Origin of the sequence: Pseudomaricurvus hydrocarbonicus (assembly GCF_011602365.1) — a bacterium.
Taxonomy (GTDB): Bacteria; Pseudomonadota; Gammaproteobacteria; order Pseudomonadales; family Cellvibrionaceae; genus Pseudomaricurvus; species Pseudomaricurvus hydrocarbonicus.
In genome coordinates this window covers 26,232-40,059 of the sequence record NZ_JAAONZ010000018.1, presented here as the reverse complement: position 1 = coordinate 40,059, position 13,828 = coordinate 26,232, and the positions used below count along the sequence as shown (strand labels likewise).

General features: G+C 56.2%; 12 protein-coding genes. 8 read left to right on the top strand and 4 right to left on the bottom strand.

The window, feature by feature from the left end; translation table 11 throughout:
* The first annotated feature begins 65 nt into the window (after positions 1-65).
* The 5 genes from G8770_RS18755 (at position 66) to G8770_RS18735 (ending at position 7,340) form a co-directional block, all read left to right on the top strand.
* A complete protein-coding gene (locus tag G8770_RS18755) occupies positions 66-3,686 on the top strand; it encodes an indolepyruvate ferredoxin oxidoreductase family protein (RefSeq protein WP_208022373.1) in 3,621 nt (1,206 codons plus the stop codon).
* 56 nt (positions 3,687-3,742) lie between these two features.
* Positions 3,743-4,810: a Glu/Leu/Phe/Val family dehydrogenase gene (locus tag G8770_RS18750; protein WP_167190556.1), complete on the top strand. Its 1,068-nt coding sequence runs from the start codon at positions 3,743-3,745 to the stop codon at positions 4,808-4,810.
* A gap of 182 nt (positions 4,811-4,992) precedes the next feature.
* A complete protein-coding gene (locus G8770_RS18745; RefSeq protein WP_167190553.1) occupies positions 4,993-5,970 on the top strand; it encodes a glucosaminidase domain-containing protein in 978 nt (325 codons plus the stop codon).
* Positions 5,971-6,201: 231 nt separating this feature from the next.
* Positions 6,202-6,981 carry an alpha/beta fold hydrolase gene (locus tag G8770_RS18740; RefSeq protein ID WP_167190551.1) on the top strand — a complete coding sequence of 260 codons (780 nt, stop codon included), beginning with the start codon at positions 6,202-6,204 and terminating at the stop codon, positions 6,979-6,981.
* Between the two features lie 140 nt (positions 6,982-7,121).
* Positions 7,122-7,340 (top strand): GFA family protein, encoded by a 219-nt coding sequence (locus tag G8770_RS18735; protein WP_208022372.1) that lies wholly within the window; start codon positions 7,122-7,124, stop codon positions 7,338-7,340.
* Positions 7,341-7,377: 37 nt separating this feature from the next.
* On the opposite strand, the gene G8770_RS18730 is transcribed toward G8770_RS18735, so the two are convergent.
* On the bottom strand, positions 7,378-8,049 hold the full coding sequence (locus G8770_RS18730; protein WP_167190548.1) for a DUF2238 domain-containing protein: 672 nt from the start codon (positions 8,047-8,049) through the stop codon (positions 7,378-7,380).
* A gap of 477 nt (positions 8,050-8,526) precedes the next feature.
* Between G8770_RS18730 and G8770_RS18725 the strand changes: the two genes are divergently transcribed.
* The 3 genes from G8770_RS18725 (at position 8,527) to G8770_RS18715 (ending at position 10,578) form a co-directional block, all read left to right on the top strand.
* Positions 8,527-8,940 carry an energy transducer TonB gene (locus G8770_RS18725; protein ID WP_167190545.1) on the top strand — a complete coding sequence of 138 codons (414 nt, stop codon included), beginning with the start codon at positions 8,527-8,529 and terminating at the stop codon, positions 8,938-8,940.
* 273 nt (positions 8,941-9,213) lie between these two features.
* Positions 9,214-10,068 carry a 23S rRNA (adenine(2030)-N(6))-methyltransferase RlmJ gene (locus G8770_RS18720; protein ID WP_167190542.1) on the top strand — a complete coding sequence of 285 codons (855 nt, stop codon included), beginning with the start codon at positions 9,214-9,216 and terminating at the stop codon, positions 10,066-10,068.
* A gap of 150 nt (positions 10,069-10,218) precedes the next feature.
* A complete protein-coding gene (locus G8770_RS18715) occupies positions 10,219-10,578 on the top strand; it encodes a hypothetical protein (RefSeq protein ID WP_167190539.1) in 360 nt (119 codons plus the stop codon).
* Positions 10,579-10,646: 68 nt separating this feature from the next.
* Here G8770_RS18715 and G8770_RS18710 read toward each other — a convergent pair whose 3' ends face one another.
* Genes G8770_RS18710 through G8770_RS18700 form a run of 3 tightly spaced genes read right to left on the bottom strand, consistent with a single transcriptional unit; the run spans position 10,647 to position 13,771 of the window.
* Positions 10,647-11,756 (bottom strand): ABC transporter permease, encoded by a 1,110-nt coding sequence (locus G8770_RS18710; protein WP_167190536.1) that lies wholly within the window; start codon positions 11,754-11,756, stop codon positions 10,647-10,649.
* Between the two features lies 1 nt (position 11,757).
* Positions 11,758-12,756 (bottom strand): ABC transporter ATP-binding protein, encoded by a 999-nt coding sequence (locus G8770_RS18705; protein WP_167190533.1) that lies wholly within the window; start codon positions 12,754-12,756, stop codon positions 11,758-11,760.
* Between the two features lies 1 nt (position 12,757).
* On the bottom strand, positions 12,758-13,771 hold the full coding sequence (locus tag G8770_RS18700) for an HlyD family secretion protein (RefSeq protein WP_167190530.1): 1,014 nt from the start codon (positions 13,769-13,771) through the stop codon (positions 12,758-12,760).
* Positions 13,772-13,828: the final 57 nt, after the last annotated feature.

Sequence of the window (13,828 nt, the reverse complement as noted above, 5' to 3'; positions counted from 1 at the left end):
AGGTACTTCATTAGAATTTTGTGGTAGCGATTATAGAACCATGACAATAACAATGAGGACAGTGTATGGGCGCCAAGTTGGGTGTGAATGTTCAGGTGGGAGGTGATCTGATGGTCAAGCAGACTTCAGGCAACAGCGCTTTGGTTGAGAGCGCTACAGGACCGAATTCGGCCGTCGACCAGACGTCAATCACGCTGGATGACAAATACCGGCTGGCGTCGGGGCGTGCCTACATGACCGGTATCGAAGCCCTGGTGCGTCTGCCCATGCTGCAGCATCAACGGGATGTGGCTCGGGGACTGAACACCGCAGGGTATATTTCCGGTTATCGCGGTTCCCCGATCGGGGGGCTGGATCAGGCCTTGTGGAAAGCCAGTAAATACCTTGAGCCGCACAACATTGTCTTCAACCCCGGCGTCAATGAAGATCTGGCCATGACCGCAGTATGGGGCTCCCAGCAGGTCAATTTGTTTGAAGGTGCCAAATACGACGGTGTGTTTGGCATGTGGTACGGCAAAGGGCCGGGCCTGGATCGATCCATGGACGTACTCAAGCACGCCAACGCGTTTGGTACCTCACAATACGGCGGTGTGCTGGCGGTGGTGGGGGATGACCATGCCTGCAAATCGTCTACCCTGCCACACCAGTCCGAACACTCTTTTATGGCGGCCTCGGCACCCGTGCTGGCGCCCTCCAATGTGCAGGAAATTCTCGACCTGGGGATTTTTGGCTGGGAACTGTCCCGCTACAGCGGCTGCTGGGTGGGGCTCAAAGCCATCACCGAAAACATGGACTCGGCGATTTCCGCCGACATTGATCCCGATCGCGTCAAAATTGTGATCCCCGAGAGTTTTGAAATGCCCGCCGGTGGCCTGCACGGCCGCTGGCCGGATAAACCCCTGGAGCAGGAAGAGCGACTCAACCACTATAAGATTTACGCTGCACGGGAATTCGCGCGGGTCAACAAGCTCAATTACATTACCCATGATACACCGACGCCGCGTCTGGGCATCATCACCTCCGGCAAAGCCTATCTGGATGTGTTGCAAGCTCTGGAGGACTTGGGCATTGATGAACGCATGGCGGCCGAGATTGGTTTGCGGGTCTTTAAAGTCGGCATGCCCTGGCCACTGGAGCCTACCACCACCCATGAATTTGCCCAGGGCCTGACCGAAATTCTGGTGGTGGAAGAGAAGCGCTCGGTGATCGAAGACCAGCTCACCGGTCAGCTCTATAACTGGCCGGTGCATGAGCGGCCACGGGTGGTCGGAGAGTACGACGAGCACGGCAAGAGCCTGCTGACCAACCTGGGCGAGCTGACACCGGCGATGGTGGCGAGAGCCATTGCGGCGCGCCTGCAACCGTTCTACCGCAGTGACGATATTGAGCGTCGCCTGCAGTTTCTGGAGCGCAAGGAGCAGTCGTTGGCTCGCCCCAGAGAAATTATCGAGCGCACCCCTCATTACTGCTCCGGCTGTCCGCACAACACCTCCACCAAAGTGCCGGAGGGTTCCCGCGCCCTGGCGGGCATAGGCTGCCATTACATGGTGACCTGGATGGATCGCGCTACCCACACCTTTACCCAAATGGGCGGTGAAGGGGCTACCTGGTTGGGGCAAGCCCCGTTTACCGACACGCCGCATGTGTTTCAAAACCTGGGCGATGGTACCTATTTCCATTCGGGGTTGCTGGCCATTCGGGCGGCGGTGGCGTCGGGGGCCAATATTACCTACAAGCTGCTCTACAACGACGCCGTGGCCATGACCGGTGGACAGCCCATTGACGGGCCGCTGTCGGTGGCGCAGGTTATTTATCAGTTGCGCGGTGAAGGCATCACCCGGATTGCCGTGGTGACGGATGAACCCGACAAATACCCGGACGACTTTCCCGAGTTTGAGGGCCTGACCATCGATCATCGCCGCCGCCTGGATGCGGTGCAAAAAGAGATGCGCCAGGTCAAAGGCACCAGTGTCATTATTTATGACCAGACCTGTGCGGCGGAAAAACGCCGTCGCCGCAAAAAAGGCGACTATCCCGATCCCGCCAAACGCGTGCTGATCAACAGCGACGTGTGTGAAGGTTGCGGCGATTGTGGTGTGGTGTCCAATTGTCTGTCGGTGTTGCCCAAAGAGACCGAGCTGGGACGCAAGCGCACCATTGATCAAAGCGCCTGCAACAAAGACTATTCCTGCGTAGAGGGTTTCTGCCCCAGCTTTGTGACCGTGCACGGTGGGCAATTGCGCAAAAAGCGCAGCTCGGTCACTCAGGCGGTGGACATTGCTCTGCCGGACCCCCAACTGCCAGCCCTGGACAAGCCCTGGAATGTGGTGATGACCGGCATTGGTGGCACCGGGGTACTTACCATCAGTTCCATTCTGGGCATGGCTGCGCACCTGCAGGGCAAAGGCTGTTCGGTGCTTAACCTGACTGGCCTGGCGCAAAAGTTCGGCGCGGTGGTGTCGCACGTGCGCATCGGCAACTCTCAGAATGATATTCATGCCGTGCGGGTGCCGGCCGGTGATGCCCATCTGCTGTTGGGTTGTGATCTGGTGGTGGCCGCCGGGGAAGAGGCGCTGGCGAAAGTGAATCGCGATTTGTCACACGCCATCATCAACGATTATGAATCGCCCACCGCTGCGTTTACCCGTGACCCTGACATGCGCTTTCCCAAGGTGGCGATGAAAAATGCCATTGCCGCCGAAGTGGGAGAAGACAAAACCCATTTTGTGAACGCCAGCCAGTTGGCGGTTGAGCTGATGGGGGATGCCATCGGCAGCAACCTGTTCCTGCTGGGGTTTGCCTATCAAAAAGGTTTGATTCCGGTCGACGCCAGTGCCATTGAAGCCTCCATCGAACTCAATGGGGTGGCGGTGGAATTTAACCGCCAGGCCTTTGTCTGGGGTCGCCGTGCGGCACACGATGAAAAATCCGTGCTCGACCTTCTGCCGCAACACAAGCCACCGTTTCAGCCACTCAAGAGCGTGGATGACATCATCGACTACCGGGCAGATTTTCTGATCCGTTACCAGGATAAAAACTACGCCAATCGCTATCGTCAGTTTGTGGAGCAATGCCGCCAGGCGGTTTGGGCGCTGAAGCTGAAAGACGATCAGGAATTTGACAGCCATGGGGCCGATGCCTTTGTTGCGGCTGTGGCCAAAAGTTATTTCAAGCTGCTGGCCATTAAAGATGAATACGAAGTGGCGCGTCTGTTTGCCGAGACCGGATTCATGGATCGGGTGAAGGAACAGTTTGAAGGCAACTACGAACTGCATTTTCATCTGGCGCCGCCAACGTTTTCGAAAAAAGATCCGGATACCAGTAAGCCGGTAAAGCAGGAGTACGGCCCCTGGATGATCAAAGCCTTTGCGTTGCTGGCGAAAGCCCGGCGTTTACGCGGTACGGTGTTTGATGTGTTTTCTTACAGCCAGGAGCGAAAAATGGAAGTCGGCTTGATTGCCGAGTTCGAAGAGTTGGTGGAAAAAGATATTTTACCCAATCTCACAACTGAAAATTTGTCCGTTGCCACGGAATTGATTACGTCGGTGGAAAAAGTGCGAGGCTTTGGCCATATTAAAGAAGAGGCTGTGAAGCAGTGGCGCCAAAAGCGCAACGAAACGTTGGACCGCTTTTACGGTAGTGAAACGTCGGCGGTACATTTTGTTGACCTTGATCAGGTCGTTTAGCGACAGCGACTGATGTTTCACAAGAACATCAGCGCGTTGCGATAAGGAGCGGTACTATGAGTGTGTTTGAGCACAGGTCGTATGATGATCATCAGCGAGTAGCTTTTTGTCAGGATAAAAAAACCGGACTTAAAGCGATCATTGCGATACACAATACCAATCTGGGGAATGCCCTGGGTGGTTGTCGGATGTTTCCCTATGCCAGCGGCGAGGCTGCACTGGACGATGTATTGCGGTTGTCGCGTGGCATGACGTACAAGTCGGCGGCGGCCAACTTGCCATTGGGTGGGGGCAAGTCTGTCATCCTGGGCGATCCGCGCCAACATAAAACAGAAGACTTGTTGCGGGCCATGGGGCGTTTCATCGATTCATTTAACGGTGATTATGTCGCGGCCGAAGACTCGGGGATTAACGAAAGCGACATGCGCATCATGGCCCTGGAAACCTCACACGTGGCTGGCTTCTCATCATTGCAGGGCGACCGCGGGGATCCCTCTCCGGCCACCGCCTATGGCGTGTTTGTGGGGTTGCAGCTGGCGGTGCAGCAGCGCTTTAAAACCTCGGATTTAAAAGGCGTGCGAGTGGCGATCCAGGGCGTGGGTAATGTGGGCTATCGGCTGGCGGAAATGCTGCATCAGGCCGGTGCGCAATTGTGGGTCAGCGATGTGTTTGCGGCGAACGCCCAGCGTGCGGAAAAAGAACTGTCCGCGCGGGTGGTCGATCCGTCGGACATATTTACCCAGGACGTGGACGTCATCGCGCCTTGTGCCTTGGGAGCCACCATTGACGACACCGTGCTGAATCTCCTCCGGGCGCAGGTGATTGCCGGCTCGGCCAACAATCAGTTGGCTTACGATGATTTGGGGGCAGCCCTTTGCGCAAGAGGAATACTCTATGCCCCGGACTACGTCATTAACGCCGGTGGCATTATCGATGTGTATTACCAGCGTCAGGGATTGCCGTACGCCAAGGCGCACAAACACATCACCCAATGCATTACCGACACCTTGAAAGAGGTGTTTCAGCGCTCGGCCGCGACGGGAGAGCCCACCAACCTCATTGCCGACCAGGTGGCACGTAACCGATTTGATCCGCAATCATCTGCGATGGGGTGTGTGGCGTAACTTCCATCCTGATACGACGGTGCAGCGACTCTTGTTGGCTAACGGATAACGGCTAGCGAGCTCTTAACCGGCTATGTCTTCTTAACGGGTTAAGAGCGGCCTGACGCAGTGGCATACTGATCAGTTTTGTGATCGATTTTCCTGCCTCACGCGCCGCAGCGTGCAACAGGACGAGACGGTTTATGAAGACCTTGAAGCGTGTTCTGATGGTTTTGCTTTGCGTGGTTGTCTCCACCGGATTACAGGCCGATGAGCCGATTGGATCAACGGCTGAACAACCCCTGGTGCCAGAGCCTGAAAAACCGCGTGGCCGTGCTCTCGGCAACGCGCCCGCACCGCGTCAGGTCACACTGGGGTCTTATCACGACCTCTTGAAATTCTTTAACCGCATCGGCTATACCGCCGAGCGCTGGCAAGCGGGTATCCGTGAAGTCCCTCGTATTGAATTAACTCATATTCCCAAGCGTTGGCAGCAGCAGTCTCCCTCAATGCCGGTTCAGGATAAGAAGAACATTTTCTTTCGCATGGTGGCGCCCGGTATTTTGATGGCCAATGAAAAGGTCCGTGCTGAACGCCAGATGTTGTTGGAAAAAATCAACCATCACAACGCCTCCGACGATGAGTGGCTGGTCGCACTGGGCAAGCGGTATGCGGTCATTGACGCCGCCAGCGAGACACTGAACCACGAGCAGCTTGCCCAGCTGACGCGTCGCGTCGATGTTATTCCTCCGTCGCTGTCACTGGCCCAGGCCGCAGAAGAAAGTAACTGGGGAACGTCCCGGTTTTCCATTGAGGGCAATGCCCTGTTTGGGCAGTGGGATTTTAGCGGTCAAGGGGTGAAGCCAAAGCGTCCTCGCAAGGAACTGGGGAATTACAGTGTGGCCCGCTTCGATAACCCCCAGCAGTCCATAGAAGCTTACCTGCTCAACCTCAATACGCACTGGGCCTACAAAAAACTGCGTGACAAGCGGGCGGCGTTGCGCCGCGAGAACATCCGGCCAAGCGGCTGGGAGCTGGCCAACACTCTGGATTTGTACTCTGAACGCAGAGGGGACTATATCAAAAGTTTACACGCCATTATGAGTTACAATAAATTGCTGCCTGCCGATGACGCGTATCTGTGGCAAAAAGAAACAATCATTGTTTTGCCGGCGCCCTAGACGACAAGCCTATAGCCAGCCGCGAAAGCACAGAACAGTAGCAGCGAAAGCACAGAACAGTAGCCGCGAAAGCACAGAAGTAGCCGCGAGAGCAGAAAAAAAAGCACACAGGCGGACCAGGGCGCGGCATGTGGTGCGCCGTGGCGCAAACAATACTCAGTATTGAGCGCGGCTCTGAAGGTCGACAACGAACATGAAGACTGAGAACGAACATGAAGACAGAGAACGACTATGAATATTGACCCCTACTACGAACAGCAAGGCTCCGGTTCCCCCATTGTGTTCATTCACGGCTCCTATGCCACCACGTCTACCTGGAAGAAGATGGTGGAGGCGCTCGCCGGGGAGCATCAGTGTATTTTGATTAAGTTGCCTGGCCACGGGGGAGCACCGGAGGCGGAGGATTTTTCGGCGCCGACCGTGGACACCGAACTGGCGATTATTGAGCAGGTGGTTGAGGCGTTAACCGATCAGCCGATTCATCTGGTGGGGCATTCATACGGCGGGGTGGTGGCGTTGTCGCAAGCCCTCAAGGGCAATTTGGCGGTCAAGCAGATGACGTTGTTTGAACCGGTGGCGGTCTGGGTTCTGCAAGCCGCACAGGACCGGGACATGCAACAGCGTGTGGCTGAGTTTCTCGGGCTCTACCGCGATGAGGCTTCACGCAAGGTGCCCTATGCCTGCAGCCGAGTGATTGACTTTTGGGGGGGTGACGGGGCTTTTGCGCCACTGCCGGACTTTATCAAGGACGGTATGGAGCCGCTGCTGGTCAACAATCTGCGTCACTGGGACGTGTGCACCGGCATTCAACACTCTTTGCAGCAAGTGCAGAGCTGCGAGGTTCCTACACGAGTGGTGTATGGCACACAATCCAACCCGGTGGCGCACGCGATCTCGGATCATCTGTATCAGCAGCTGCCGAACTGCCAGCGGTCGATCATTGAAGGCGCAAGCCATTTTCTGGTGACCAGTCACGCTCAATCCTGTGTCGATGCCCTGCTGGGTGAGTGAAGTCCTGGTCGGGGTGAGCGGCACCCGCCACACGTCATCGCTGCTGGATGGGGCATCAACTCTGGCCCGGTTGTAATCCCACCGTAGAGCCACAAACGCGACAATCATGATAACGCCCAACCCAGGGAACGGAGAGCGGTATGAGTCAACCGCTGAGCGGCCAGTGCACGTGCGGTGATGTGCGCTACCCACTCACAGCAGCCCCAATGTTTGAGCACGGTTGCCACGGTTCCTGGTGCCAGCGCGAAACCGGTTCCGCGTTTGCCTTGAATGCCCTCATTGAGTCCAGTACGGTAAAACTGCTGTCGGGAGCGTTGGCAACCACGCAACGGCCGAGCAGCAGTGGCGATGTCAGCTGACTGTCCCTGGGGGCGCGCAGGTCGGTGGCTGGCCTGATTACTCCAGGTGCTTAAAAAACTGCGGGTTGCGTTTGACAAAGTGGTGAATCCAGCGCTCCAGAAAAGAATTATTACCCGCGGCTTTAAGGTAGCCATAACCCAGTATTGAAATCACCAGGGCACCGACGGTATCGACAATCAGGTCCCACATGGTGTCGGTCAGACCCGAGGGGTCCTTCAGCATGGGCTTCTGCATCGAGGTGCCTGTAAAGCTGTCGATGGTGAACTCCACAATTTCCCAGATGGCACCCACCCCAACGGCAAAAAAGAAAGAGAACAGGGCAATAAAGCCCGGGTGCATATCGATATCAATTCGCTCCGTCTCATTGAGTATATGCGCTAACAAAAAGCCGACAATCCCCAATAAAAACCCCGAACTCGCGTGCAGGGCGATATCCCACCACCAGAATCGTGTGTAGTACCCCCCGACCTCCCCCAGAAACAGAGAGCTGAACAAAAATGCGGTGGCAAGCAGCTCGAACTCCGGGGGAATGTAGACGTGAAAGCGTTTATGGACGATCAGGGGCACAAAGGTCAGCAGGATGATCATGCTGGTAAACGCCGCGATGGCCCATTCCTGTTTCCACAGCATTGTCACCAGACCGATACAGAGGATGGCCTGGATGATCAGACTCAGGTTTTTGTGGATGCTGGGGAGGTGAATCTGCATACGGAGGGGAGCGCGTTCCTTGTTCTCGGGGTTGTGGGCTGTTTCGGGGTCTTACCTACAGTGTAGTGGGTTATAGGTACCCGGGGGAAGTAAGACGGTGAGCGGTTTGAGTCGCCCAATGTCTGTCTCTCAAAAGACCGGATATCCTGAAAAGTGTGACGCTCATCACAATATAATTGGGCTTTTACGGTGAGCGCGATAATATTTTTGGCACCATCCCCGGCCCAGATTCGCGTGCGGCTGCGCGGCTGCCGGTTGATGGTGTTCCTGCAATGTGAAGGATTTGGGGGGAGGCTGAGGCCCAGGCCGCTCTGACGGAGATGCAATCCCGAGGGGGGCTGTCGGGGTTAACAGCGGGTACTGACTTTGTGAAAAAACGGGTATTGACCGGATAACAATAAGGCGTCCCTGAGTTAATCAGCGGGTCTCCATTCACGTCAATACTGGATAAATCCGTAGCTTACTGGGGGACAATTCATGAGCGTGTGTGCAAAAAGATGGCTGGCGACCGCAATGTTGCTGATGTCGGTGTGTGGTTTTTCGGTATCGGCGCTGGGGGAAGAGATCAGGGTGGCGGATTCACAAGATCTCCTGGCAGTAGCCACCGGCGTCAAATCTTCTCTGGTTGATGGGGCTCAGCCCAGGCTCAGGCAGCATGCGGCGGCCATTTACCCGGCCCGGGCGATGATTCGAGGCATCACCGGCTACGTGGTGATCGGCTACGATGTGAATGCCGCGGGACGAACCGAAAACATCCGGGTCCTGGAAGGCACTCCAGGCCCAATGTTCTATGAAAGCGCCATGACAGCCGTGGCCAATTCCCTGTTTGAACCCTCAGAGACAAAATATACCAACCTCAAACGGACATTAACGTATACAATTACCCCATAAGCGCAAAGGTCTGGCCTCATCGTACCCGGGTCGTTAAGCCGGGGGGCGACGAACCGAGTAAAGGCTCTTTTTAAAAGAGTCGTGTTTGGCCAGGCACAGCTCTTAACGGAGTTAAGAGCCTGCTCTTCTGTTTCTCTTTGCCTGCCTTTGACGCTGTGCCGCTGCTCTCGATAGCCGGTTATCCGCTCTGCACTCCTTATTTTCGGTCTCGAGTGTAAGCCCTTCTTTACAGTGCTTTGTATTAAGCCACTCTTATTTAAGCAGGATCTGATTGTGTTAAGTTACCGTCACTCGTTTCACGCGGGCAATTTTGCCGACGTGATCAAGCACATTGTCGTTGTGGATATCTTTGAGCGCCTGTTGAAAAAAGACAAGGCGATTGTGTATATCGATACTCATTCTGGCGCGGGGTTGTTTAATTTAAGGTCGCAGGATGCTGAAAAGCTGGAAGAGTATCGCAACGGGATTGGCAAGCTTGTGCATAAGCCCTATCCGGAAATGGCCAGTTATCTTGAGCTGGTGAAAAGCTTTAACAAGCCGAACCTGTTGAGTTGCTATCCCGGCTCGCCGATGATTGCTGCGCACTTTTTGCGGCCCCAGGATAAAGCCTGGCTGTACGAGCTGCACCCGCAAGATTATAAAGCCTTGAAGGGGAATATACAGGCGACGTCCAAATCAGCCCGGCGCAAAATCTCGGTGGTGTGTCAGGATGGCCTGCAGGGTGTTTTGTCCCAGCTGCCTCCGGCCAGCCGTCGGGGACTGGTATTGATCGACCCCTCTTACGAAGTCAAGTCGGAATATGACAAGGTGGCGAGCGTTGTGGGCAAGGCCTACAAGAAATTTTCGACGGGCATTTTTGCCATCTGGTACCCGGTGGTGGAGCGGGAAAAAATCCATAAACTGGAAAAAAAACTCGTTGCCAGCGGCATCAGGAATATCCAGAAGTTTGAGCTGGGCCTGCAGGCCGACTCCAAAGAGCATGGCATGACTGCGGCGGGCATGATTGTGATTAATCCGCCGTGGGGATTGTACGATAAAATGTCTTCGCTGCTGCCAAAACTGACCAAAGCCCTGGGCAATGGCTCCGCCGACGCCTTTTACAAGTGCGAGACTCTGGTCGGGGAGTAAATTCTGGCGGCTGAGCAATATTCGTGTGTCCTGCGGAATTTTCGCGGCCCGGTGACAGCGGCAGACGTTGTTCCGAGCTCGAGACTAACGGTTACACGCTTGAGGATGAGCGCCATACAATACGTTCGCGACTGAATACGGGTACTTGCCATGATGATGAAAACAGCTGGGTTATTAATCCATGTTGTCTCTCTGCTGGTGGCGGTGTGGACATTGGCTGCCATGTCGGAAGCCTGGAGCGGGTTGTACCTGTGGGTGGTTGCCCCCTACTTACCGCCGCTGGTATTTGCGGTGAATGCCGTTAAAGGCCATGCTGTCTCCTGGGTGATGAGCGTCACTGGAGTGGTGAGCAGTCTGCTGGGCAGCATTGCCTATTTGTCGGTGTACTTCTCACCGCAAACGGACGCTCAGGCGGGCCTGGTGTTTGTCGCAATCCCCCTGTATCAGTGGGTGTTTTTATCCATTGCCCTACTGATTCATTTTTTGGTCAAGCGCAACACCCGCCGCTAAAATCTTCTACTCGCCCACGGTGAATGGCGCAGCCAGAGAGGGCACCCTGGAGTGACTCGCCACTCGATTTAATCTAACCGTTTGTGGAATCGCAACGCCGCCAGGGTAATGCCGGCCAGGGTAAAGGCGATCAGCCACAGGGAATCAAACACCAGGGTATCCAGTTCGGCGCCGCGCAGGATGATTGCCCGGATCATGCGCATAAAATGTGTGGCAGGCAGGGCCTCGGCAATGGTTTGCGCGATGTGTGGCATCGCTTCGTAGGGAAACATAAACCCGCTGAGTAAAATTGACGGCAGCAAAATAAACATCGTGGCTTGCATGGCTTGCAGCTGAGTTTGCACCAGGGTCGAAATGATCAGACCGAGGGTTAAGCTGGCGCAGATAAACAACAGGGTCGCAAGATAGATGTGCGTCACAGAGCCATTAACGGGAACGTCAAAAATCCAGTAGCCCAGCAATAAAATGATCGACACCTGCATCAAGCCGATAAAAATATAGGGCACGATTTTCCCGATCATCAGCTCAATGGGGCGGATGGGCGTGGTAATGATCAGTTCCATATTGCCGCGCTCTCGCTCGCGCACGATGGCGGTGGCGGTAAAGAGCACCATGGTCATGGTCAGGATGACCGCCGTTAGCCCCGGGATGATGTTGACGGCCGAGCGCCGGGTGGGGTTAAAAAACAGCGCCATGTCAAACGTTGGGGTGGCCGCCGGGGGGGCAATGTTTGGGTCGATGATGGCCTGATTCAGCGGCATGTTGCGCAATTGCAGTAACGAGGCGCTGACCATCGTGTCCGAACCATCGATGAGCCACTGCCCCAGAGTGCGGTGCTGCACCAGCCGTTGCGTCAAATCCGGCGGCAGCACCAGGGCTGCCCGGATCTCCCCTTTGACAATGGCTTGCTCCGCTTCTTTCGGGGTGTGGTAACGCTGTTGAAAATCCACCACCTGCGTCGCACTCACCGCTTGGGTAATGATGCGCCCGGCCGCAGAGCCGCTTTGGTCAACCAGCCCCACCGGCACGTAGCGAACTTCAGTGTTGATGGCATAACCAAACAGCAACAGCTGCACCAGCGGAATCATGACGGCCATGCCAAAGGTCATGCGGTCGCGGCCGAGGTGTTTGAATTCCTTGACGATGACGGCGCTCATGCGACCCCAAAACGCGGGCATGCTATTGACGCTCCGAGTGGGTGACGGTGACAAACACATCTTCCAGATTGGGACGCACCAGAGTGGCTTGAAAGTCATCACCGGGTGCGGGAGGGGGCAGCTGTTGGGCAAGGTAGGCTTGCGGGTGTTCAATGCCAATGTCCACCAGTACCCGTAATCTTGCGCCCTGCTGCGCCACGGATTTGACGTGGGGTAAACGCTGAATGGGTGTTTTTAGGTCCCGCAGGCGGGAGCCAGTCAGTTCCACCACGTGGGATTGCAGGTTGTTCATTAAGGTTTGTGGATCGCCCTCGGTGCGCAACTGACCGGCTTCCAATATGGCCAGGCGGTGGCAGCGTTCGGCTTCATCCATAAAGTGGGTGGACACCAGGATGGTGGTCCCCTGATCGCACAGGTCGAACAGTTTTTCCCAGAACTTTCGCCGGTTTTCCGGATCGACCGAGGAGGTGGGTTCATCCAGGAATAACAGGTCGGGTTTGTGCAAGGTGGCGCAGGCCAGCGCCAGTCGCTGACGTTGCCCGCCGCTCATGGCGTCAGGGCGGCGGTTTCGCAGCGTGCTGAGCTCGTAGGTCTCCACCAGTTCGTCCACCCGCCGGATGAGGGCTTTACCGGACAGGGAGTAGATGCGCCCAATAAACTTTAAGTTTTCTTCACTGCTGAGGTCTTCGTACAGGGAGAATTTTTGGGTCATGTAGCCGGTGCGGGTACGCAGTTGTTCGGCGTGTTCGGGGACGGCAATGCCCAGTATTTTGGCGTCGCCGGCGGTGGGCGACAGCAAGCCGCAAAGCATGCGAATCATGGTGGTTTTACCGCAGCCATTGGGCCCCAGAAAACCGTAAATCGATGCCGATGGCACCTGTAGCGACACCTGGTCGACGGCGGTCAGCGGGCCAAATTTGCGGGTCAGGCGGTTGGCTTCAATGGCGTATTCAACTGCGTCAGGCCGATGACCTGCATGGGTTGGTTGAGATGAGTGGGGCTGTTGACGTGAATCGGCCATATCAAGGTGCCTCGGGTGCCAGTATCACCTCGGCCGGCACGCCCACGGGGATGTCGGTGTGGTCCAGTAAATCCACCTCGGCCAAATACACCAGACGGGCGCGGTCTCTTTCATTGAGTGCGTAATACGGTGTGAACGCAGGTTCGCTGGCGATCCAGCGCAAGCGTCCGCCAATAAGGTCCTTAATGCCGTCCACTTTGATGTCCAGGTGATCGCCGACCTTGAGGGTTGCGCGGGAGGGTTCCGGGACATACACGCGAGCGTAGGGACCGTTGTCCGCGAGGATGATCGCCACCGGGCTGCCCATTTCCACGCGTTCGCCCAGATTCCAGGGCAGACTGTCGAGATAACCGTTGCGTGTCGCCACGATGCTGAGCTCATCCAGTTCATACTGCGCCAGTTCCACTTCGGCCTCGGCAGCCTGAAACGCGGCTTCCGCCTGGTCCAGCTCTTCTTTACGGGTACCGTTGGTCAGTACCAGCAGTTGTTTTTGAGCCGCTTGTACACTGGCCCGGGCAGAGTCCCGCTGGGCCCGGGCTTGATCCAGGTTGGCCTCGGTGCTGAGTTTTTGCTGGCGCAATTGCTGCGCACGTCGGTAGCTCTTTTCGGCAACCAGCAAAGCGGCTTCGGCACCACTGACTCTGGCTTTGGCGGCATCAATGTCTTCAATGCGAGCGCCGCTGCGCAATTCGGCCCAATGGGCCGCGGCCTGCGCCTGCTCCGCCCTCGCTTTACTCACTCGAGCCTGTAAGCGTCGGGGATCCAGTTGCACCAGCAAGCTGCCCGCTGCCACGGGCTGGCCTTCCTGCACAGGCAGCCGGGTGATGATTTCACTGGCGGGGGCTTTGAGGATGACGCGATCGCGTTCAATGGTACCGAGAGCGGTTTGGTGAACGCTAGGTTCACAGCCGCTCAGGAGCAACAATATCAACCCGGCAAGGGGAATGGCGCCGGGCCTGAAAATAGAGCTCGGCGCAGCGACTCCGAGTGGCGGGTTCCTGCTGGCAGTGAACATTCGGTCGTTAACCTCTTTGGCGGTCTATTGATGCGGCTGAGTTTTCAATGTTTGTGG

Coding starts and splice junctions, on each gene's coding strand:
- G8770_RS18755 (WP_208022373.1), top strand. CDS start 66: ATGGGCGCCAAGTTGGGTGTGAATGTTCAGGTGGGAGGTGATCTGATG.
- G8770_RS18750 (WP_167190556.1), top strand. CDS start 3,743: ATGAGTGTGTTTGAGCACAGGTCGTATGATGATCATCAGCGAGTAGCT.
- G8770_RS18745 (WP_167190553.1), top strand. CDS start 4,993: ATGAAGACCTTGAAGCGTGTTCTGATGGTTTTGCTTTGCGTGGTTGTC.
- G8770_RS18740 (WP_167190551.1), top strand. CDS start 6,202: ATGAATATTGACCCCTACTACGAACAGCAAGGCTCCGGTTCCCCCATT.
- G8770_RS18735 (WP_208022372.1), top strand. CDS start 7,122: ATGAGTCAACCGCTGAGCGGCCAGTGCACGTGCGGTGATGTGCGCTAC.
- G8770_RS18730 (WP_167190548.1), bottom strand. CDS start 8,049: ATGCAGATTCACCTCCCCAGCATCCACAAAAACCTGAGTCTGATCATC.
- G8770_RS18725 (WP_167190545.1), top strand. CDS start 8,527: ATGAGCGTGTGTGCAAAAAGATGGCTGGCGACCGCAATGTTGCTGATG.
- G8770_RS18715 (WP_167190539.1), top strand. CDS start 10,219: ATGATGATGAAAACAGCTGGGTTATTAATCCATGTTGTCTCTCTGCTG.
- G8770_RS18710 (WP_167190536.1), bottom strand. CDS start 11,756: ATGCCCGCGTTTTGGGGTCGCATGAGCGCCGTCATCGTCAAGGAATTC.
- G8770_RS18705 (WP_167190533.1), bottom strand. CDS start 12,756: ATGGCCGATTCACGTCAACAGCCCCACTCATCTCAACCAACCCATGCA.
- G8770_RS18700 (WP_167190530.1), bottom strand. CDS start 13,771: ATGTTCACTGCCAGCAGGAACCCGCCACTCGGAGTCGCTGCGCCGAGC.